The sequence below is a fragment of the Streptomyces sp. NPDC107498 genome (genome assembly GCF_055582805.1).
Window position 1 is genome coordinate 325,277 of the sequence record NZ_JBVJPE010000003.1, and the last position, 19,181, is coordinate 344,457.

General features: G+C 73.2%; 21 protein-coding genes. 10 read left to right on the plus strand and 11 right to left on the minus strand.

Translation table 11 applies throughout. From position 1 onward, the window contains the following. Positions 1 to 376: 376 nt before the first annotated feature. Both ACZ66Z_RS07165 and ACZ66Z_RS07170 read left to right on the plus strand, forming a co-directional pair. Positions 377 to 1,504, plus strand: coding sequence for a magnesium and cobalt transport protein CorA (locus tag ACZ66Z_RS07165; RefSeq protein ID WP_469932982.1), 1,128 nt, complete (start codon positions 377 to 379; stop codon positions 1,502 to 1,504). A gap of 14 nt (positions 1,505 to 1,518) precedes the next feature. Further along, positions 1,519 to 2,049, plus strand: coding sequence for a hypothetical protein (locus ACZ66Z_RS07170; RefSeq protein ID WP_469932983.1), 531 nt, complete (start codon positions 1,519 to 1,521; stop codon positions 2,047 to 2,049). On the opposite strand, the gene ACZ66Z_RS07175 is transcribed toward ACZ66Z_RS07170, so the two are convergent. Next, positions 2,046 to 2,804 carry a hypothetical protein gene (locus ACZ66Z_RS07175; RefSeq protein ID WP_469932984.1) on the minus strand — a complete coding sequence of 253 codons (759 nt, stop codon included), beginning with the start codon at positions 2,802 to 2,804 and terminating at the stop codon, positions 2,046 to 2,048. The two genes, ACZ66Z_RS07170 and ACZ66Z_RS07175, sit on opposite strands and share 4 nt — an antisense overlap. 293 nt (positions 2,805 to 3,097) lie before the next feature. Here ACZ66Z_RS07175 and ACZ66Z_RS07180 point away from each other — a divergent pair, with 293 nt between their 5' ends. Genes ACZ66Z_RS07180 through ACZ66Z_RS07190 form a run of 3 tightly spaced genes read left to right on the plus strand, consistent with a single transcriptional unit; the run spans position 3,098 to position 6,100 of the window. Further along, positions 3,098 to 4,369, plus strand: a complete 1,272-nt coding sequence (locus tag ACZ66Z_RS07180; RefSeq protein ID WP_469932985.1) for a magnesium transporter MgtE N-terminal domain-containing protein — start codon at positions 3,098 to 3,100, stop codon at positions 4,367 to 4,369. After that, positions 4,359 to 4,922 (plus strand): DUF1003 domain-containing protein, encoded by a 564-nt coding sequence (locus ACZ66Z_RS07185; protein ID WP_469932986.1) that lies wholly within the window; start codon positions 4,359 to 4,361, stop codon positions 4,920 to 4,922. The genes ACZ66Z_RS07180 and ACZ66Z_RS07185 overlap by 11 nt, the downstream gene beginning before the upstream one ends. A 44-nt stretch (positions 4,923 to 4,966) precedes the next feature. Beyond that, complete coding sequence (locus ACZ66Z_RS07190) at positions 4,967 to 6,100, plus strand: Mrp/NBP35 family ATP-binding protein (RefSeq protein ID WP_469932987.1); 1,134 nt, start codon at positions 4,967 to 4,969, stop codon at positions 6,098 to 6,100. A 180-nt stretch (positions 6,101 to 6,280) separates the two neighbouring features. Here ACZ66Z_RS07190 and ACZ66Z_RS07195 read toward each other — a convergent pair whose 3' ends face one another. The 5 genes from ACZ66Z_RS07195 to sigE all read right to left on the minus strand — a co-directional run bounded on the left by ACZ66Z_RS07195 (position 6,281) and on the right by sigE (position 11,091). Further along, positions 6,281 to 6,886 (minus strand): hypothetical protein, encoded by a 606-nt coding sequence (locus ACZ66Z_RS07195; RefSeq protein WP_469932988.1) that lies wholly within the window; start codon positions 6,884 to 6,886, stop codon positions 6,281 to 6,283. A 74-nt stretch (positions 6,887 to 6,960) separates the two neighbouring features. Further along, a complete protein-coding gene (locus ACZ66Z_RS07200) occupies positions 6,961 to 7,404 on the minus strand; it encodes a sec-independent translocase (RefSeq protein ID WP_469932989.1) in 444 nt (147 codons plus the stop codon). Positions 7,405 to 7,495: 91 nt separating this feature from the next. Continuing rightward, positions 7,496 to 9,319 carry a S1C family serine protease gene (locus ACZ66Z_RS07205; protein WP_469932990.1) on the minus strand — a complete coding sequence of 608 codons (1,824 nt, stop codon included), beginning with the start codon at positions 9,317 to 9,319 and terminating at the stop codon, positions 7,496 to 7,498. A 75-nt stretch (positions 9,320 to 9,394) separates the two neighbouring features. After that, the gene (locus tag ACZ66Z_RS07210; protein WP_469932991.1) at positions 9,395 to 10,336 is read right to left on the minus strand and encodes an anti-sigma factor family protein; all 942 of its coding nucleotides are present in this window, start codon (positions 10,334 to 10,336) and stop codon (positions 9,395 to 9,397) included. Then, positions 10,333 to 11,091, minus strand: coding sequence for an RNA polymerase sigma factor SigE (gene sigE, locus ACZ66Z_RS07215; RefSeq protein WP_225799322.1), 759 nt, complete (start codon positions 11,089 to 11,091; stop codon positions 10,333 to 10,335). The genes ACZ66Z_RS07210 and sigE overlap by 4 nt, the downstream gene beginning before the upstream one ends. 142 nt (positions 11,092 to 11,233) lie before the next feature. Here sigE and ACZ66Z_RS07220 point away from each other — a divergent pair, with 142 nt between their 5' ends. Beyond that, entirely contained in the window at positions 11,234 to 11,899 is a 666-nt protein-coding gene (locus ACZ66Z_RS07220; protein WP_093874218.1) for an O-methyltransferase, read from the plus strand. Positions 11,900 to 11,988: 89 nt separating this feature from the next. Here the strand turns inward: ACZ66Z_RS07220 and ACZ66Z_RS07225 are convergent, their stop codons facing one another. Then, entirely contained in the window at positions 11,989 to 12,156 is a 168-nt protein-coding gene (locus tag ACZ66Z_RS07225) for a DUF3117 domain-containing protein (protein WP_017239934.1), read from the minus strand. Positions 12,157 to 12,476: 320 nt separating this feature from the next. Here ACZ66Z_RS07225 and chcB point away from each other — a divergent pair, with 320 nt between their 5' ends. Continuing rightward, positions 12,477 to 13,280, plus strand: coding sequence for a 2-cyclohexenylcarbonyl CoA isomerase (chcB, locus tag ACZ66Z_RS07230; protein WP_469932992.1), 804 nt, complete (start codon positions 12,477 to 12,479; stop codon positions 13,278 to 13,280). 18 nt (positions 13,281 to 13,298) lie between these two features. Here chcB and ACZ66Z_RS07235 read toward each other — a convergent pair whose 3' ends face one another. Both ACZ66Z_RS07235 and ACZ66Z_RS07240 read right to left on the minus strand, forming a co-directional pair. Beyond that, positions 13,299 to 13,883, minus strand: coding sequence for a DNA-3-methyladenine glycosylase I (locus ACZ66Z_RS07235; RefSeq protein WP_469932993.1), 585 nt, complete (start codon positions 13,881 to 13,883; stop codon positions 13,299 to 13,301). Then, entirely contained in the window at positions 13,880 to 14,212 is a 333-nt protein-coding gene (locus tag ACZ66Z_RS07240) for a hypothetical protein (protein WP_469932994.1), read from the minus strand. The genes ACZ66Z_RS07235 and ACZ66Z_RS07240 overlap by 4 nt, the downstream gene beginning before the upstream one ends. A 103-nt stretch (positions 14,213 to 14,315) precedes the next feature. On the opposite strand from ACZ66Z_RS07240, the gene folP reads away from it, so the two are divergent. Then, complete coding sequence (folP, locus tag ACZ66Z_RS07245; protein ID WP_469932995.1) at positions 14,316 to 15,176, plus strand: dihydropteroate synthase; 861 nt, start codon at positions 14,316 to 14,318, stop codon at positions 15,174 to 15,176. A gap of 86 nt (positions 15,177 to 15,262) precedes the next feature. Here the strand turns inward: folP and ACZ66Z_RS07250 are convergent, their stop codons facing one another. Next, the gene (locus tag ACZ66Z_RS07250; RefSeq protein WP_123455262.1) at positions 15,263 to 16,012 is read right to left on the minus strand and encodes an LOG family protein; all 750 of its coding nucleotides are present in this window, start codon (positions 16,010 to 16,012) and stop codon (positions 15,263 to 15,265) included. An 84-nt stretch (positions 16,013 to 16,096) separates the two neighbouring features. Then, on the minus strand, positions 16,097 to 17,191 hold the full coding sequence (gene dapE, locus ACZ66Z_RS07255) for a succinyl-diaminopimelate desuccinylase (protein ID WP_469932996.1): 1,095 nt from the start codon (positions 17,189 to 17,191) through the stop codon (positions 16,097 to 16,099). Positions 17,192 to 17,220: 29 nt separating this feature from the next. Between dapE and ACZ66Z_RS07260 the strand changes: the two genes are divergently transcribed. Beyond that, on the plus strand, positions 17,221 to 18,168 hold the full coding sequence (locus ACZ66Z_RS07260; protein ID WP_469932997.1) for a VldE C-terminal domain-containing protein: 948 nt from the start codon (positions 17,221 to 17,223) through the stop codon (positions 18,166 to 18,168). A gap of 465 nt (positions 18,169 to 18,633) precedes the next feature. Then, entirely contained in the window at positions 18,634 to 19,092 is a 459-nt protein-coding gene (locus tag ACZ66Z_RS07265) for an ATP-binding protein (protein WP_469932998.1), read from the plus strand. Positions 19,093 to 19,181 lie beyond the last annotated feature (89 nt).

A 19,181-nucleotide genomic window follows, 5' to 3' on the forward strand; every position in this document is an offset into this window, starting at 1 on the left:
GACCCTCTGTCGGCTGATAGTGTTGGCCACTGGTCGGGATTCCCGACTGCTCGTCACACGTCATCCCCGACAGGGGACCGGCCGGAGGAGGTGGGACTGCGATGGACCGAAGTCGATCGGGCAGTACCAGCCGCTCTTCCGCCGCTCAGCACCCCAGCCCGGTGCGCTTCTCCCGGTGACGTCCGGGTCCGGCACGGACCCGCCCCTCCGGCATCTCGCACGACGGAAGAGCATCTTTCGCCTTCCCCTGTCTGTAGCGACCGCCGTCACCGCGCCTCCTCGGTGCCGCCCGCTTTGTGGACGACGTACCTCTCCGTCCCCATTCCGGGCTGTGCCACGCTCCGCACCGACGGCCGATCCGTGAAGGAGCACGCCCATGTCGATGATCCGTGACCTCACCGCCGCCGTCCGCCCGAGCCTGCGGCACAGTCTACGCAAGACCCCCACCACGTACACCGCGTACGACCCCACCCGGGACCACTCGGCCTCCAGCGCCGTGGTCGACTGCGCCGTCTACCGCGACGGGCGCCGGGTCGACGACCGCGAGTGCCTCACGCCGCGCGGCGCGATGCGCCAGGTGCGGGAGAGCGGCGGCTTCGCGTGGATCGGGCTCCACGAGCCGACCGAGGCCGAATTCGCCGGCATCGCGGCCGAGTTCGGGCTGCACCCGCTCGCCGTCGAGGACGCCGTCCACGCCCACCAGCGGCCCAAGCTGGAGCGGTACGACGACACCCTCTTCACCGTCTTCAAGACCATCCACTACGTCGAGCACGCCGCGCTCACCGCGACCAGCGAGGTCGTCGAGACCGGCGAGGTCATGTGCTTCACCGGCCCCGACTTCGTCATCACCGTCCGGCACGGCGGCCAGGGCTCGCTGCGCAACCTCCGCCACCGCCTCCAGGGCGAGCCGGAGCTCCTCACCAAGGGGCCCTCGGCCGTCCTGCACGCCATCGCCGACCACGTCGTCGACGGCTACATCGCGGTCGCCGACTCCGTCGAGCTGGACATCGACCAGCTGGAGATCGATGTCTTCTCGCCGCCGGCCAAGGGCTCCACGCGCGGCGCCGACACCGGCCGGATCTACCAGCTCAAGCGCGAGGTGCTGGAGTTCAAGCGGGCCGTGTCGCCGCTCCTCCGCCCGATGCAGCTCCTCTCCGAGCGGCCGATGCGGCTGGTCGACCCCGACATCCAGAAGTACTTCCGGGACGTCGCCGACCACCTCGCCCGCGTCCAGGAGCAGGTCGTCGGCTTCGACGAGCTGCTCAACTCGATCCTCCAGGCCAACCTGGCGCAGGCGACCGTCGCGCAGAACGAGGACATGCGCAAGATCACCTCGTGGGCGGCGATCGTCGCCGTCCCCACGGCGGTCTGCGGCGTGTACGGCATGAACTTCGCGTACATGCCGGAGCTGCAGTGGAAGTACGGCTACCCGATGGTGCTCGTCGGCATCGCCGCCATCTGCTTCACCATCCACCGCACCCTCAAGCGGAACGGCTGGCTGTAGATAGGCTTCGGGCCATGACAGAAGAGCTGCTCGGGTCCGCCCTCGTCGAGGAGGCCACCAAGAAGTCCGGCCTCGTCTGGGTACGGGGCTCCGGCCCCGCCCGCGCGCTCTGGCACGTCTGGCACGACGGCGCCGCGCACGTCGTCGGCGACGGCCCCGGCGAGCAGCCGCTGCCGGGCCTGGTGGACGGCGGTACGGCCGAGGTGACCGTCCGCAGCAAGGACAAGGGCGGCCGGCTCGTCGCCTGGACCGCCGCCGTCCGCGAGATCGCCCCCGGCACGGAGGAGTGGGACGCGGCGGTCGCCGAGCTGAAGGGGAAGCGGCTCAACGCCCCCGACGGCGAGGCCATGCCCGAGCGCTGGGCGCGCGAGTGCCGCGTGGTGCGCCTCGACCCCCGCTCCTCGACCACGGAGCTGCCGGACGGCTCCCTGGCCGCCGTGCCGCTGCCGACCACGGCGAACACCCGCCGCCCGGTCCCGGCCGCGCTGCCGAAGCTGCTGTTCCGGAAGAAGCGGCGTCAGCGCCTTCGACGGGACACCCCCTAGGTCCGGGGCAGCTGCTTGCCGTAGTCGAGGGTCTCCTCCTTCGACGGCTCGGTGAGCGGGAAGTCCTTGTTCCACTCGGAGAGCACCACGATGCCCCCTCCCCCGCCCCGCGCGAACTGCACGGGGTACGGCTCGCCGTCCAGGGACACGTCGAGCGTGCCGCCCTCCCCGTCGGCCCCGCCCCTGACCTTGACCGTGCGGACCCCGCCGATCTGGTCCCGGTCGCCCTTGACCTTCTCCCCGTGCAGGCCGATCAGCCCGTCGAGGAGCGGCCCCATGTCGGTGAAGCCGCGCAGCTGCTTGTACGAGGGGTCGCCCTGCGGGACCTTCACGTACTTGTCGTCGAGCGTGTCGGCGGCCTCGGAGTCCGCATCGGACGGCGTGTCGTCCTCCTTGCCGTCGTGGGCCCAGAACCCGGCGTCGGCCTTCAGATAGAGCGCGTCGCCGACCCGCAGCAGCTCGAAGGTGCTGTTCTTCGTCGTCACCGAGCCGGTGGCGCCGTCCTGCTTGAGGCGCATGTTCAGCTTGAAGGTGCCGCCCTTGCTGACCAGGGTGCCGGACAGCCGTACCGCCCTCGCCGCGTCCGCCGCGGTCTGCGCCTTGCTCTCGATCTCGGGTGCGGAGAGTCTCCCCACCCCGTTCGTCCCCTCGTCCGGGTCGGCGGCGCAGGCCGTGAGCCCCACCGTCAGTCCGGCGCAGAGCGCCAGGGGCGTGACGGCCCTGCGGATACGCGATGACGGGGTGCGAACGGTCATCTGCGCTGCCTCTCGTGTCGTGCGTGTGGGGGGACGGGCGCGGCCCGTGCGGGGTGCCGGGGACGGCCGTGTTCCGGCCGGGCGGAAGGGCCGGGTCCGGTGGCGGGGCCGATGGGGGGAACGGCAGACCGCAGCGTACCCGGGACGGATGACGGGCCCCGCAGGCAGCCGTACGGAGGCACTGCCGGGGCGGGGCGGAACGTCACGGGCTAGCCTGAACCAGGCAAAGCTCTGCGATCCCCGGCAAAGCTCTGCGACGGCTCGGATCGTGCGGCATCGAGGAGGCGCGTGGCATGGCGGCAGGCGCCCCCCGGGTCTTCGTCTCCCACCTCGCCGGGGTCCCCGTCTTCGACCCGGTGGGCGACCAGGTCGGCCGGGTCAGCGACCTCGTCGCCATGCTCCGCGTCGGCCGCAGGCCGCCCCGGCTGCTCGGCATGGTCGTGGAGGTGCTGAGCCGCCGCCGGGTCTTCGTCCCCATGACCCGGGTCACCGGTGTCGCCTCCGGCCAGGTCATCACGACCGGCGTCGTCAACATGCGGCGCTTCGAGCGGCGCCCCACCGAGCGGCTCGTCCTCGGCGAGCTCCTCGACCGGCGCGTGACGCTGGTGGAGACGGGCGAGGAGGTCACCGTCCTCGACGTCGCCATCCAGCAGCTGCCCGCCCGCCGCGACTGGGAGATCGACAAGGTCTTCGTCCGGCGCGGCAAGGGCGGGGCGCTGCGGCGCAAGGGGGAGACGCTGACCGTGGAGTGGTCGGCCGTCACCGGTTTCTCCCTGGAGGAGCACGGGCAGGGCGCCGAGAGCCTGCTCGCCACCTTCGAGAAGCTGCGCCCCGCCGACCTCGCCAACGCCCTGCACCACCTCTCCCCCAAGCGGCGCGCCGAGGTCGCCGCCGCCCTCGACGACGACCGGCTCGCCGACGTGCTGGAGGAGCTGCCGGAGGACGACCAGATCGAGATCCTGGGCAAGCTGAAGGAGGAGCGCGCCGCCGACGTCCTGGAGGCGATGGACCCGGACGACGCCGCCGACCTGCTGTCCGAGCTGCCCGAGGAGGACCAGGAGCGGCTGCTCACCCTGATGCGGCCGGACGACGCGGCCGACGTGCGCCGGCTGCTCGCGTACGAGGAGCACACGGCGGGCGGTCTGATGACGACGGAGCCGATCGTGCTGCGCCCGGACGCGACCGTCGCGGACGCGCTGGCCCGGGTCCGTCAGCAGGACCTGTCCCCGGCGCTCGCGGCGCAGGTGTACGTGTGCCGGCCGCCGGACGAGACGCCGACCGGCAAGTACCTGGGCACGGTGCACTTCCAGCGGCTCCTTCGCGACCCGCCGTTCACGCTGGTCGGTTCGCTCGTGGACAGCGATCTGGCGCCGCTCGGCCCGGACACCCCGCTGCCGGCCGTGACCAGCTACCTCGCCGCGTACAACATGGTCGCCGCGCCCGTGGTCGACGAGAGCGGTTCGCTGCTCGGCGCGGTCACCGTCGACGACGTGCTCGACCACCTGCTGCCGGACGACTGGCGGGAGACCGAGTTCCACGAGGAGGGGGCCGGACATGACGGCTGAGCGCACGCAGGACCGGGAGCGCGAGCGGGAGCGGTCCGTGCCCCGCATCCGGCTCGACCTGCCGCGCGAGCGGCGGTCCCGGCTGCTGCCGGAGTACGACCCGGAGGCCTTCGGGCGCCTCTCGGAACGGATCGCCCGGTTCCTCGGCACGGGCAGGTTCCTGGTCTGGATGACCCTGACGGTCGTCGTCTGGATCGGGTGGAACGTCTTCGCGCCGTCGTCGCTGAGGTTCGACGAGTACCCCTTCATCTTCCTGACGCTCGCACTGTCCCTGCAGGCCTCGTACGCGGCGCCGCTGATCCTGCTCGCCCAGAACCGGCAGGACGACCGGGACCGGGTCAATCTCGAACAGGACCGGAAGCAGAACGAGCGGTCGATCGCGGACACCGAGTACCTGACCCGGGAGATCGCGGCGCTGCGGATGGGGCTCGGCGAGGTCGCGACCCGCGACTGGATCCGCTCGGAGCTCCAGGACCTGCTCAAGGAGATGGAGGAGCGCCGGGATCTATTCCCGTCCGGCGGAGACCGCGGAAGTGACGTACCCGACCGTTGACAGCCCTTTCACCGGCCCGTGGTCGGCGCCGTACCATCGTCGGTATGGCTACGGAAGACGCGGTGCTCGAAGCACTGGCGACGGTGAACGACCCTGAGATCAACAAGCCGATCACTGAGCTCGGCATGGTCAAGTCGGTGGAGATCGAACCGGACGGCAGGGTCGCCGTCACGGTCTACCTGACGGTCTCCGGCTGCCCGATGCGCGACACCATCACGCAGCGCGTGACCGAGGCCGTCTCCCGGGTCGAGGGCGTCACCGCCGTCGACGTCACGCTGGACGTGATGAGCGACGAGCAGCGCAAGGAGCTGGCGGCGGCGCTGCGCGGCACGGGCGCCGAGCGCGAGGTGCCCTTCGCGAAGCCGGGCTCGCTGACCCGGGTGTACGCGGTGGCCTCCGGAAAGGGCGGCGTCGGCAAGTCCTCCGTGACCGTGAACCTGGCCGCGGCGATGGCCGCCGACGGTCTGAAGGTCGGGGTCGTGGACGCCGACATCTACGGCCACAGCGTGCCGCGGATGCTGGGCGCGGACGGGCGTCCGACCCAGGTCGAGAACATGATCATGCCGCCGTCGGCGAACGGCGTGAAGGTCATCTCCATCGGCATGTTCACCCCGGGCAACGCGCCGGTGGTGTGGCGCGGCCCGATGCTGCACCGCGCGCTCCAGCAGTTCCTCGCGGACGTGTACTGGGGCGACCTGGACGTCCTCCTGCTCGACCTGCCGCCGGGCACCGGCGACATCGCGATCTCGGTCGCGCAGCTCGTGCCGAACGCGGAGATCCTCGTGGTCACCACCCCGCAGCAGGCGGCGGCCGAGGTCGCCGAGCGGGCCGGCTCGATCGCCGTCCAGACCCACCAGAAGATCGTCGGCGTCGTCGAGAACATGGCGGGCCTGCCGTGCCCGCACTGCGACGAGATGGTCGACGTGTTCGGCACGGGCGGCGGCCAGAAGGTCGCGGACGGCCTGACGCAGACCACGGGCGCCACGGTCCCGGTCCTCGGCTCGATCCCGATCGACGTACGGCTCCGCGAGGGCGGCGACGACGGCAGGCCGGTCGTCCTCTCCGACCCCGACTCCCCGGCGGGCGCGGCCCTCCGCGCGATCGCCGGCAAGCTCGGCGGTCGCCAGCGCGGCCTGTCCGGCATGAGCCTGGGCATCACCCCGCGCAACAAGTTCTGAGACGTCGTGACGAAGGGCGCCCCCGCCGGGGGCGCCCTTCGTCACGTCCGGACGCCGTACGTCACGTCCGGACGCCGTGCGCGGTGTCCTGACTGTCCGGCGCCGTACGCCACGTCCGAGCGCCGTGCGCCGTGCGCGGTGTCCGGCGCCGTACGTCATGCCGAGGCGCGCACGCGGTGGCTAGGCGCCGTACGCGGCGAGGTCCTTCACCTGGGAGAACCCGAGCCCGTACGCGCTCATCCCCCGCCCGTACGCCCCGATGTGCGCGTCCCCCGCGGACCCGGCCAGCACCCAGCCGAACTCGGACTCCCGGTAGTGGAACGGCACCGGCACCCCGTCCACGGGCAGCGACAGGGTCGTCCAGGCCGGCCCGTCGAGGTCGTCGGCCAGCTCGAAGGCCGTCTCCGTCTGCTGGTCCAGCCAGTGGTCCCGCAGCGCGTGGTCGAGCGAGGCGGGCCAGGTGTGGGCGAGGAGCCCGGAGCCGGCCAGCCAGGCGGCGGAGGAGACGGTGGTGGCGTCGAGGACGCCGGTGCCGTCCCCGGTGCGGCGCACGGGGTTCGCGGCGACCGTCACGACGACCGCGAAGCGCTCCTTCTCCGCGCCGCCGGCCTCGGACTTTATCGACGGCTCGTCACCGTGGCCCATCGAGCCGTGCTGTACGGTGCCGTCCGCCGCCGTGCCCACCTGCATCAGCCGGCGCGGGCCGGTGAACGCCTCGTCCAGCCCGTACCAGGCGAAGGACGCGCGCAGAAAGCCATCGGCTTCCACCCGACTCGTCGTCTTCATCTCGGCCGCCTCCTCGTTCCGTCAACAGAGGGAGGATAGCCACCGAGGAGGAGCGGTTCGGTGACAGGCCGTCGTCAGGTGGCGTCGGAGTCGTACGGAGGACGCTCGGCAGTGCCCTGGTCGTCCCGCTTCTCCGGCTTCTTCAGCAGGTCCGGGGAGCCGTTGACCGCGGCGGGCGCGGCGGCCGACTCGCGGCCGTGGACGGCGTCGGCGACCTCGTTCATCTCCTTCTTGAGGTCGAAGGTGCCGCGCAGCTCCTTGAGCTCCTTGAGGTCGTCGTTGCTCTCCAGCTGCTTGCGGAGGAACGTCTTGGGGTTGAGGTCCTCGAACTCGAAGTCCTTGAACTCCGGTCCCAGCTCGCTGCGGATGTCCTGCTTCGCGCCGTCGGAGAACTCGCGGACCTTCCGGATGAAGCGCGAGACGTCCTGGATCACCTTCGGGAGCTTGTCCGGCCCGAAGACGAGCACGGCGAGGACCACGAGCGTCACCAGCTCGAGTGCGCCTATGTCGCTGAACACCTAGTAGCTCCTTCACGCCGGTCCAGGGCCCGGTCCACGGTACCCGCCCAAACTGTCGGACGGGTACCTCGTGGTGTCCGCCACACGGCGCTCAGGTGCCCTGCGAGGACCCGAGCGTCAACGTCTTTGTCAGCTCTTTGCCGTTCCGGCTCAGGGTGAGTTCCAGCTTGTCGCCGGGGCGGTGGGAGCGGATCTTCACGATGAGCTCCTCGCCGTTGTGCACGCGCTGGCCGTCGACCTTGGTGATGACGTCCCCCGGCCGGAGCCCCGCCTTGGCGGCCGGACCGCCGGCGGTGACGGAGGCGGAGCCGTCCTTGCCCTTCTCTCCGACCCGGGCGCCGTCGCCGTTGAACTGCATGTCGAGGCTCACCCCGATGACGGGGTGGGTGGCCTTGCCGGTGTTGATGAGCTCCTCGGCGACGCGCTTGCCCTGGTTGATCGGTATGGCGAAGCCGAGACCGATGGAACCGGGCTGGCTCGCGCCGCCGCCCTCGCCCTCGCCGGAGCCGCCGCCGGCGGCGCGGATCGCGCTGTTGATGCCGATGACCCGGGCCTTGGAGTCGAGCAGCGGGCCGCCGGAGTTGCCGGGGTTGATGGGGGCGTCGGTCTGGAGCGCGTCGACGTAGCTGATGTCGCTGCCGTCGCCCTTCTCCCCGCCGGCGGTGATCGGGCGCTCCTTGGCGCTGATGATGCCGGAGGTGACGGTGTTGGAGAGGTCGAAGGGGGCGCCGATGGCGACGACGGGGTCGCCGACGCGGACGTTGTCGGAGTTGCCGAGCGGCAGCGCCTTGAGGCCGGAGACGCCGGTGACCTGGACGACGGCCAGGTCGTAGCCGGTGTCCTTGCCGATGAGCTTGGCGCGGGCCGTCTCGCCGCTGGAGAAGGTCACCGAGATGTCCTCGGAGGACGCGGCCCCGTCGACGACGTGGTTGTTGGTGAGGATGTGGCCCTTGGTGTCCAGGACGAATCCGGTGCCGGTGCCGGAGGAGCCGTTGCCCTTCACGTGCAGGGTGACCACGCCGGGCAGGGCGCTGGCGGCGATCCCGGCGACGCTGTCGGGGGCGCGGCCGGTGTCCCCGGCCCCGGCCTGCGGCAGCTCGACGGTGGTGAGTCCGCCGTTCCGCTCGACGTAGGCGCCGATCCCGCCGCCGATGACACCGGTGACCAGGGCGAAGACGAGCGCGCCGGCGAGCGCGAGCCCCTTCCGGGACTTCTTCGCGGGCAGCGGCGGGACGCCGGTCCCGGCGGTGCTCCAGGGGTCGTACTGCACCCAGGGCGCGGCCCCGCCCTGCGGCTGCGGCTGGGGGTGGGCGTGCATCGGGGGGTGGGCCTGGGCCTGGGGGTGCGCCTGCGGCGGTACGGAGGCGGGCGGGCGCTGCACGGGCGGTGCGGGCGCCCACGGTCCCGGCTCGCCGTAGGGCGGCGTGCGGTACTCGTCGGGCGCGTGCAGGGGCTGCCGGGCCTGCGGGTCGGGGGCCTGGACCTCGGGGGCCCGGACCTCGGCGCCGACGGGCGCGGGGGCCGCCGCGGGAACCGGCTCCGCCGGGGCGACCGGACCTCCCGTGGAGGCCGGCTCCGCCGGGGGCAGGACGGGCGCGGGCTCCGGCTCCGGCACGGGCGCGGGCGCGGACTTCGTCAGCTCGACCGCCGGCGCGGGCGCGGCCCCCGGAGCCGGGGCCTCCGCCGTCCGTCCCGACCCGGCCGCCACGGGCTCCGCCGCGAGCGGTGCGGGCGCCCCGGGCCGAGGGGCCGGGGCCGTGTCCGTCGGGTCGGCCGGCTCCTGCCCGGAGGTGGGCCGGGGCGCGGGCAGGGGGAAGTCACCGTCGCCCTCGTCGGCCGGAGGCGGCGTGGGTATCCGTGCCGCCTCCGGTGCGCTCGAAGGCCGGCTCCACCAGTTCGGCTTCCCGTTGTTCATGCTCTCCCCGCAACAGCTGACCCGTCCGCGCCCTGGGTCGGGCGCCCCTGTCCCTGGATTCAACCAGGTCGCGGGTCAGCGGTGGGAGCCGAGCGGTCCGGCCGTCGGGCTCACCATCGGGCTGGGCCCGGGGGCGAAGGCCAGCTGGAGGGCCGGAGTCGTCGGCCGTACGAACGGCGAGAGGGCGAGCAGCGACTGCGGGGCCGGGCTCCGGAGCCGTACGGCCACCAACGGGGCGGCGGCGGAGCGCACCGCGTCCGGCGGGACGGCGCCCGACGGGACCGTGCCCTGGGCCACGGCCACGACCGGCCCCCGCGGGACGGCCGCCGGGGTCACCGCGGCGAGCGGCTCGGCGTCGCCGACGGACTGGGCGCCCGGGCGCTCGCCGGAACGCGCGCCGCGCCCGGTCCCGGTCCCGGCCCCGGTGCTCGTGCCGCCGCCGGTCGCGGGGGCGCGCAGCGGGGTGACGGTGCTGCCGGTGCCCTGGCCGCCGCGTGCGCTCGCGCTCACCGAGGCTTCGAGGGGCAGGGTGCCGCCGAGGGCGATCGCGGCGAACGAGACGGCGCTGGCGGCCGCGAAGGCGAAGCGCCGGCCCCGTCCGGAGGGCCCGGAGGGCCGGTGGCCGACGGCGTGGATGCGGAAGCCCGCGCCGGGTGCGCCGGGGTGCGGGGTGACGACGGCGGTGGCGAAGCCGTCCGACTTCACCCCGCTCGTGTCGAGGAGCTCTTCGAGGGGGCCGCGCGGCCCGCCGGACCCTCCCGGCTCGCCGGGACCGCCGGGGAGCCCCTGGAGACGGGCGAGGAACCCCTCCGAGGGTGACGGAGGAGCCGCCGACGCGAAGACGCTCTTCAGCGTGCGCTGGGCGTCCGCCTCGGCCTTGCAACGGGCACAGGTCGCGAGGTGGGCGAGGACCCGCTCGCGGGCGTCGTGGCCGAGCTCGCCGTCGACGAGCGCGGCCAGCCGGTCCCCGAGGTGGTGCTCCGCGGGGGTCGGCGACGTGGGACGTTTGCCGCTCACGCTGTCGCTGCCTCCCATCCGACGGAGGCGAGCGCACGCTCCGCCCGGGCCTCGGGCGAGCGGTGCTTGAGCGCCTTGCGCAGGTGGGAGCGGCCGCGGTGGATGCGGCTGCGGACGGTGCCGAGCTTCACGCCGAGGGTCGCGGCGATCTCCTCGTACGACAGTCCCTCGATGTCGCAGAGGACGACGGCCGCGCGGAACTCGGGCGCGAGGGTGTCGAGGGCCTGCTGCACGTCGGCGTCGAAGTGCGTGTCGTTGAACACCTGCTGCGGCGAGGGCTCACGGCTGGGGAGCCGCTCGGCCGCGTCGTCGGCGAGGGCGTCGAAGCGGATCCGCTGCTTGCGGCGGACCATGTCGAGGAAGAGGTTGGTGGTGATGCGGTGCAGCCACCCCTCGAAGGTGCCCGGGGTGTACGTCGACAGCGAGCGGAAGACGCGGACGAAGACCTCCTGCGTCAGGTCCTCGGCGTCGTGCTGGTTGCCCGTCAGGCGGTAGGCGAGGCGGTAGACCCGGCCACTGTGGGTGCTGACGATCTCCTCCCAGGTGGGAGGGGTCCACGCCTGCGATTCCGCATCCGATGCGAAGGTCGCGGTGGTGGGAGCGGAGTCGGTGGTGCGGAAACGGTCAGCGGTGTCGGTCACGGATTTCGGCTCACCCGCCGACCTGAGAAGACGCCGAAGCACTCCTCCCCGATCCACAGGCGCAGCCGCACCTCCCCTGTCGGCTCTGGTGGTGTCCAGTGGAGCCCCTACCATAGCCACCTCGCCCGTTAGCTCCGGATAAGAATCTTTACGCGAATTTGGCACCGGCTCGCCCGGCCACCTCCTGTCGCGTCCTCACCCTGGTGAACGCACGGTCCCATCTGCGGGTTCCCGCTGACAGCGGATACAGTCACCGTTGCGTCAACTACGGGGACAGGAGAGGGCCATTACCGCCAACCGGCAGACGAGCTGGTCGTTCGCCGACGCCTTCGTCGCCGAGGACGAAGCTCTGCGCTGGGCCCGTGAGCGGGCCCGGGAGGCAGGGCTCCCCTCGGTGTCGCCGGGCACCGGTGGGGCGCTGCGCCTGCTCGCCGCGACGGCGGACGCCAAGGCGGTGGCGGAGATCGGCACCGGCACGGGCGTGTCCGGGATCTATCTGCTGCTCGGGATGCGGCCGGACGGCGTCCTGACGACGGTGGACCTCCAGCCGGAGCGGCAGCAGCTCGCCAAGACGGCGTTCCGGGCGGCCGGCTTCGCGGGCAACCGGGCCCGTTTCATCCCCGGCCGCGCCCTCGACGTGCTGCCCCGGCTCGCGGACGGCGGGTACGACCTCGTGTTCTGCGACGGCGACCGGCTGGAGTACCTGGACTATCTCGCTGAATCGTTGCGCCTGCTGCGACCGGGGGGCCTCGTCTGCTTCGAGGGGGTCTTCGCGGACGGTCGCACGGTCGATTCGGGGGCCCAGCCGGCGGAGGTCCAGCGGGTCCGCGAGCTGCTGCGCGCGGTGCGGGAGAGCCAGGAGCTCGTCCCCTCCCTGCTGCCGGTGGGCGACGGCCTGCTCTGCGCGGTGCGCCGGGGCTGATCGCGCCGCCCCGTCCGGCTCCGGAGACACCGCTGCCCCGGGACGGCGGACCGTGCCGGGGCAGCGCTCAGGAATCGTGGAGAAGAGGGTCAGCCGACGACCTTCTTGAGGGCGTCGCCCAGTGCCTCGGCCTCGCCCGGGGTCAGCTCGACGACAAGCCGACCGCCGCCTTCGAGCGGAACGCGCATGACGATGCCCCGCCCCTCCTTGGTCACCTCGAGCGGGCCGTCACCCGTCCGCGGCTTCATGGCCGCCATGCTTGTTCCCCTTCCTGAAACCAGCTCATCGTCAGCCGGGCAGCTCCTTGATGTGGAGCACGCGTCACCGGCTTCGAACACATTGCTTCCAGGTCATTATCCCGCATGGCAGGACCCGATGACCAACATCGCTCGGCATCGCTTGCGCAACGCGCTCTCTCAAAACCCCACATTTCGGGGATCGGCCTGCGATACTTCGCCGCTCGGCGCCGGAGCGGCCCCTTCGATCTCCGCCGTCTTTGACGCACCTCACATGGGCGACACGGGTGATCTCCGCCATGCTGGGCTGGTCAACCACGCAATGAGGCGAAGGGATCCCGATGGCCGACACGGTGCTGTACGAGGTGAGCGACGGGCTCGCCACCATCACGCTCAACCGGCCCGAGGCCATGAACGCGATGAACGTGGCGACCAAGGTCGCCCTGCGGGACGCCGCCGAGACGGCCGCGGCCGATCCCGCCGTACGGGCGGTGCTGCTCACGGCGGCCGGCGACCGGGCGTTCTGCGTGGGCCAGGACCTGAAGGAGCACGTCGGGCTGCTCGCGGCGGACCGGGAGTCCGGCACGAGCGAGACCATGAACACGGTCCGTGACCACTACAACCCGATCGTGCGCGCGCTCACCGGCATGCGCAAGCCGGTCGTCGCGGGCGTGAACGGCGTCGCCGCCGGGGCGGGCTTCGGCTTCGCGCTCGCGGCGGACTACCGGGTGGTCGCGGACACGGCCTCCTTCAACACGTCCTTCGCGGGCGTGGCCCTCACCGCCGACTCGGGCGTGTCGTGGACGCTGCCCCGGCTGATCGGCGCGAGCCGCGCCTCCGACCTGCTGCTCTTCCCGCGCTCGATCGGCGCCCGGGAGGCGTACGAGCTGGGCATCGTGAACCGGCTGGTCCCGGCCGCCGACCTGGCCGCCGAGGCGGAGAAGGTGGCCCGCACCCTCGCGGCGGGCCCGACGGTGGCGTACGCGGCCCTGAAGGAGTCCCTCGCCTTCGGCGCCGACCACTCCCTCACGGAGGCCCTCGACAAGGAGGAGGAGCTCCAGACCCTGGCGGGCGCCTCGGAGGACCACACGATCGCGGTCCGCGCCTTCGTCGCCAAGGAGAAGCCGACCTACCTGGGACGCTGAGGCCCGCGCCCGGGGCGGCTACCCGTCGCCCCGGGCCACGCAGTCCTTCAGGTGGTCGTCGACCAGGCCGCAGGCCTGCATCAGGGCGTAGGCCGTGGTGGGGCCGATGAAGCGGAGGCCGCGCTTCTTGAGGGCCTTGGAGAGGGCCGTCGACTCGTCGGTGACCGCCGGGACCTCGGCGAGCGTGCGCGGGGCGGAGCGGGTCGTCCGGTCGGGGGCGTGGGACCAGATCAGCGCGTCGAGCTCGCCCGGGGACCAGCCGGCGAGCAGCTTCGCGTTGGCCAGGGTCGCGTCGACCTTGGCACGGTTGCGGATGATGCCCTCGTCGGCGAGGAGCCGCTCGCGGTCCGTCTCGTCGAAGGCGGCGACGGAGGCGATCTCGAAGCCGGCGAAGGCGCGCCGGAAGCCCTCGCGGCGGCGCAGGATCGTGATCCACGACAGGCCCGACTGGAAGGCCTCCAGGCAGAGCCGCTCGAAGAGCGCGTCGTCGCCGTGGACCGGCCGCCCCCACTCCTCGTCGTGGTACGCGACGTAGTCCTCGGTCGACAGGCCCCAGGGGCAGCGCAGCCGCCCGTCGGGCCCGGGGACCGCCTCGCCCGTCACTCCCCGCCGCCCTCTCCGCCGGCGTCACCGGCGCGGCCCGCGCCCGCGAGCGCCTCCTCCAGCTCGGCGATCCGGGCGTCGCGCTCGGCGAGTTCGGCCCCGAGGCGCACGAGGACGTCGTCCACGTCGGCCATCCGGTAGCCGCGGGGGGCGACGGGGAGGCGGAGCGCCTCGACGTCGGCGCGGTCCACCGGGCGGGCCGCCGGGAGCGGGTCGACGAGCTGCTCGGGCGCCACCTCGGGCAGCACCTCGCCGTCGCCGCCGCCGACCACGGCGAGGGCCACCGCGGCCACGACCACGACCATCGTGATGAGCAGAAACCAGAACACCTGCGCGCCTCTCCCCGGGGTGGAAAACGTCCGGTGCCGATCGTGCCATGCACCACCGACGGTTAGGGTCACAGGCGAACGGACGCGAGGGAGGACAAAAGGGATGCTGCGCTTGGGACGGCGTGAATTCGGGCCGCACGAGCCGGTGATCATGGCGATCGTGAACCGGACCCCGGACTCCTTCTACGACCAGGGCGCGACCTTCCGGGACGAGCCGGCGCTCGCCCGGGTCGAGCAGGCCGTGGCGGAGGGGGCGGCGATCGTCGACATCGGCGGGGTGAAGGCGGGCCCCGGCGAGGAGGTGTCGGCCGAGGAGGAGGCGCGGCGCACGGTCGGTTTCGTCGCCGAGGTCCGCAGGCGCCATCCCGACGTGGTGATCAGCGTCGACACCTGGCGGGCGGACGTCGGCGAGGCGGTCTGCGAGGCCGGGGCGGACGTCCTCAACGACGCGTGGGGCGGGGTCGACCCGCGGCTCGCGGAGGTCGCGGCGGCGTACGGGGCGGGGCTCGTCTGCACGCACGCGGGCGGCGCGGAACCGCGGACCCGGCCGCACCGGGTGGAGTACGAGGACGTGATGGCCGACGTCCTGCGGGTCACGGTGGGCCTCGCGGAGCGCGCGGCCTCGCTCGGGGTGCGGCGGGACGCGATCATGATCGACCCCGGTCACGACTTCGGGAAGAACACCCGGCACAGCCTGGAGGCGACGCGTCGGCTCGGCGAGATGACGGAGACGGGGTGGCCGGTGCTGGTGTCCCTGTCCAACAAGGACTTCGTGGGCGAGACGCTCGACCGGCCGGTCAAGGAGCGGGTCCTCGGGACCCTGGCCACGACGGCGGTCTCGGCGTGGCTGGGCGCCCAGGTGTACCGGGTGCACGAGGTCGCCGAGACCCGTCAGGTGCTCGACATGGTGGCGTCGATCGCCGGACACCGTCCGCCGGCGGTCGCGCGGCGCGGACTGGCGTAGACCTGCTCCTGAGGCCCGGTGGTCGGTTGTGACCACCCGTTCCGCCCCGCGGAACGCCTGCCCACAACCGACCGGCGCCGGTCGCCCTAGCGGCCGACCTCCTTCGTCACCAGGGTCACCGCCTCCTCCACGTCGTCCGTGACGTGGAAGAGGAGGAGGTCGTGCTCCGAGGCCTTGCCGCCGGCGACGACCGAGTCGCGCAGCCAGTCGACGAGGCCCTTCCAGTACTCCGTGCCGAAGAGCACGATCGGGAAGCGGGTGACCTTGCGGGTCTGCACCAGGGTCAGCGCCTCGAAGAGCTCGTCGAGGGTGCCGAGGCCGCCGGGCAGGACGACGAACCCCTGCGCGTACTTCACGAACATCGTCTTGCGGACGAAGAAGTAGCGGAAGTTCACGCCGATGTCGACGTGCGGGTTGAGCCCCTGCTCGAAGGGGAGCTCGATGCCGAGGCCCACCGAGACGCCCCTGGCCTCCCTGGCCCCCTTGTTGGCCGCCTCCATGGCGCCCGGCCCGCCGCCCGTGATGACGGCGAACCCGGCCTCCACGAGCGCCCGGCCGATCCGTACGCCCGCCTCGTACTCCGGCGAGTCCGGCCTCGTGCGGGCCGAGCCGAAGACGCTGATCGCGCTCGGCAGTTCGGCGAGGGCGCCGAAGCCCTCGACGAACTCGGACTGGATGCGCATGACCCGCCAGGGGTCGGTGTGCACCCACTCCGAGTCGCCCTCGGTGTCGAGCAGCCGCTGGTCCGTGGTGCCCGGCTGGACCTGGTCCCTGCGCCTGAGCACCGGCCCGAGCCGCTGCTCCTCCGGCTTCGTCTCCCCTTCGGGGACACCCATGGCCTGCTCCCTCCGTCGAACCGACGATCTTCTGCTGGGGTCAGCGTAGGACCACGGAGGTGACGAAATGCGAAATTACGGGAGTCAGGCGGTCAGCCAGTCGCGGAGCCGTGCCTCGCAGTGGTGGATCCGGTCGACGGGGACGTGCTCGTCCCGCTTGTGCGCGTAGATCGGGTCGCCGGGACCGTAGTTGACGGCGGGCACCCCGAGGGCGCTGAAGCGGGCGACGTCGGTCCAGCCGAACTTGGGCTGCGCGCTGCCGCCGACGGCCTTCATGAAGGCCTCGGCCGCGGGGTGGGAGAGGCCGGGCAGGGCGCCGGGGCTCTCGTCGTCGACGACGAACTCGGCGATGTCGCATCCGTCGAAGAACTCGCGGACGTACGCCAGGGCCTCGGCCGGGGAGCGGTCGGGGGCGTACCGGTAGTTGACGGTGACGGCGCAGGCGTCGGGGATGACGTTGGTGGCGACGCCGCCCTCGATCCGGACGGCGTTGAGCCCCTCGTGGTACTGGAGGCCGTCGATCACCGGCTTGCGCGGTTCGTACGCGGCGAGGCGGGCGAGGATCGGCGCGGCGGTGTGGATGGCGTTGGAGCCCATCCACGCGCGCGCGGAGTGGGCGCGTTCGCCGGCGGTGTGCAGGACGACCCGCAGGGTGCCCTGGCAGCCGCCCTCGACCTGGCCGTCGGAGGGCTCCAGGAGGACGGCGAAGTCGCCTTCCAGCCAGTCGGGGTGCGCGGCGGCGATCTTCCCGAGGCCGTTGAGGTCGGCGGCGACCTCCTCGTTGTCGTAGAAGACGAAGGTGAGGTCGCGGTTGGGCTCGGGGACGGTGGCGGCGACGCGCAGCTGGACCGCGACCCCGGACTTCATGTCGGAGGTGCCGCAGCCCCACAGGACGCCGTCCTCGTCGAGCCGTGAGGGCACGTTGTCGGCGATCGGCACGGTGTCGATGTGGCCGGCGAGGACGACCCGCTCGCCGCGGCCGAGGTGCGTCCGGGCGACGACGTTGTTGCCGTACCGGTCGACGGTGAGGTGCGGCAGGAGGCGCAGGGCCCCCTCGATCGCGTCGGCGAGCGGCTTCTCGGTCCCGCTGACGGAGGGGAAGTCGACGAGGGCGGCGGTGAGCGCCGCCCCGTCCAGGGAGAGGTCGAGAGGGACGTCGGGCGGGGTGATGTCAGCCATGTGCCGACCCTAACGCGGCCTCCAGTACGGTGGGCCCCGTGTCCGAGCCCACCCGCCCCCGCCGTCGCGGTCGCCGAGCCCGTTCCGCGGCCGCCTTCGCCGTGCTCCTCGGCCTCGCCGCGTACGTGGCCGTCCACCAGATGACGGGGAGCACGGGGGCGCCCCGGTGCAGTGTGGGCAAGGGGGACAACCGCTACGAGTTCACTCCGGAGCAGGCGTCCAACGCGGCGATGATCTCGGCGGCGGGCACCACCAGGGGGCTGCCGGAGCGGGCCGTGACGATCGCGCTCGCGACCGCGCTGCAGGAGTCCGCGCTGCGGAACATCGAGCACGGCGACCGGGACTCGCTGGGGCTCTTCCAGCAGCGGCCCTCGCAGGGCTGGGGGACGCGGGCGCAGATCATGGACCCGGTGTACGCGGCGGGGAAGTTCTACGAGGGCCTGGAGAAGGTCCCCGGGTACTCGCGGCTGCCGCTGACGGTGGCGGCGCAGAAGGTGCAGCGGAGCGGTTTCCCGCAGGCGTACGCGAAGCACGAGCCGGACGCCGCGCTGCTGTCGGCGGCGCTCACGGGACGGTCGCCGGCGGCTCTGGTCTGCACGGCGAGCGTGGCGGAGGGCCGGCCGGGCGATCCGGAGCAGGTGCGCCGGGAGCTGGTGCGGGCGTTCGGCGAGAAGGCGGCGCCGAAGGCGGTGACGGGCGGCCCGAGCGCCGGTCGCCCGGCCTCGGGGCCGCCGGTGCTCGTGGTGCCGGTCCGGGGGGCGACGGGCGCGGGGAGCGCGCCGGGGGCCGGTTCGGACGAGCGGCGCGGCTGGGAGCTGGCGCAGTGGGCGGTGGCGAGGGCGGACGCGCTGCGCATCACGGAGGTCTCGTTCGACGACCGCGTCTGGCGTGCGGGCGAGGCCGAGGGGGGCTGGTCGAAGTCCTCTCCCCCGGCGGCCGGCCCCACCGCGTCGGTCCGCATGCGCCTGGCCCCGTAGCCGCGGCCCTCCTGCCCCGTCGGCCGGCGTCGCACGCGATCCTGCGTCGCACGCGATCCTGCGTCGCACGCGGTCCGGCGTCGCACGCGATCCGGCGTCGCACGCGGTCCGGCGGGGCCGCGTCGCACGCCCGCACGGCCGCGCCGGAGGCGTCCGGGGCGGCTCGATCGGGTCGTGCGCCCGTGCGGGGGTTCACCCGGTCGTGGCACGGGCCGGGGGCGGGGCGGAAGGAATTCGCGGGAGCTCCGCGGCGCCTTCCCCAAGGGTCACCCCTCCCCCTCGCTCCCCTTGGGGCACAAGGGAAGTGACGGTTCGGCAGGGCTCCCCGCAATGACGCGTTCGCCCGTTTTCCTCCCCGCCCGACAATACGACGCATTGCCAACTCTTTGCCTTCGGCCGCCGCAACCTCCCCCGCCCCAGGGCCGGTTGTCACCGCGTAATCGTCCTCTTCGTCGAAGGAGCACCATGTCCCTCTCCCTGACCCGCCGGATCGCCCGTGCCGCCCTCATCGTCGCGGCCGGAGCAGCCCCCGTGGTCGGTGCGGCCGGCTCCGCGAGCGCTCTGGACAACAGCCTCGCGCCGGCCGGTGCCCTCGGCGGCGTGACCGCCCTGGACGCCGCCGGGGCGGGCAGTGCCGTCGACGGTGCCTCGCAGACCGCGACCGGCGTGGTCGGCCAGACCGGTGGCAAGGCCGTCGGCACGGCCGTCCCGGCCGCGGGCAAGACCGTCGGCACGGCCGGCAAGACCGCCACCCCCGCCGCCCAGGAGGTCGTCGGCAAGACGGCCGGCAGCACGGGCGAGGTCGTCGGCCAGACCGCCGGCGCCGCCGCCGAGAGCGCCGAGGCCCCCACCGGCGGCGCCCTGGGCGGCGGCCTCGGCGGACTGCCGACCGGCCAGACCCTCGGCGGTCTGCCGATCGGCTGACCCGCACCAGGACGCGCGGAGGGCCCGGGGAGCAGCTGCTCCCCGGGCCCTCCGGCGCCCCCACCGCGTTCCCGCGGTGGGCCCGGGAC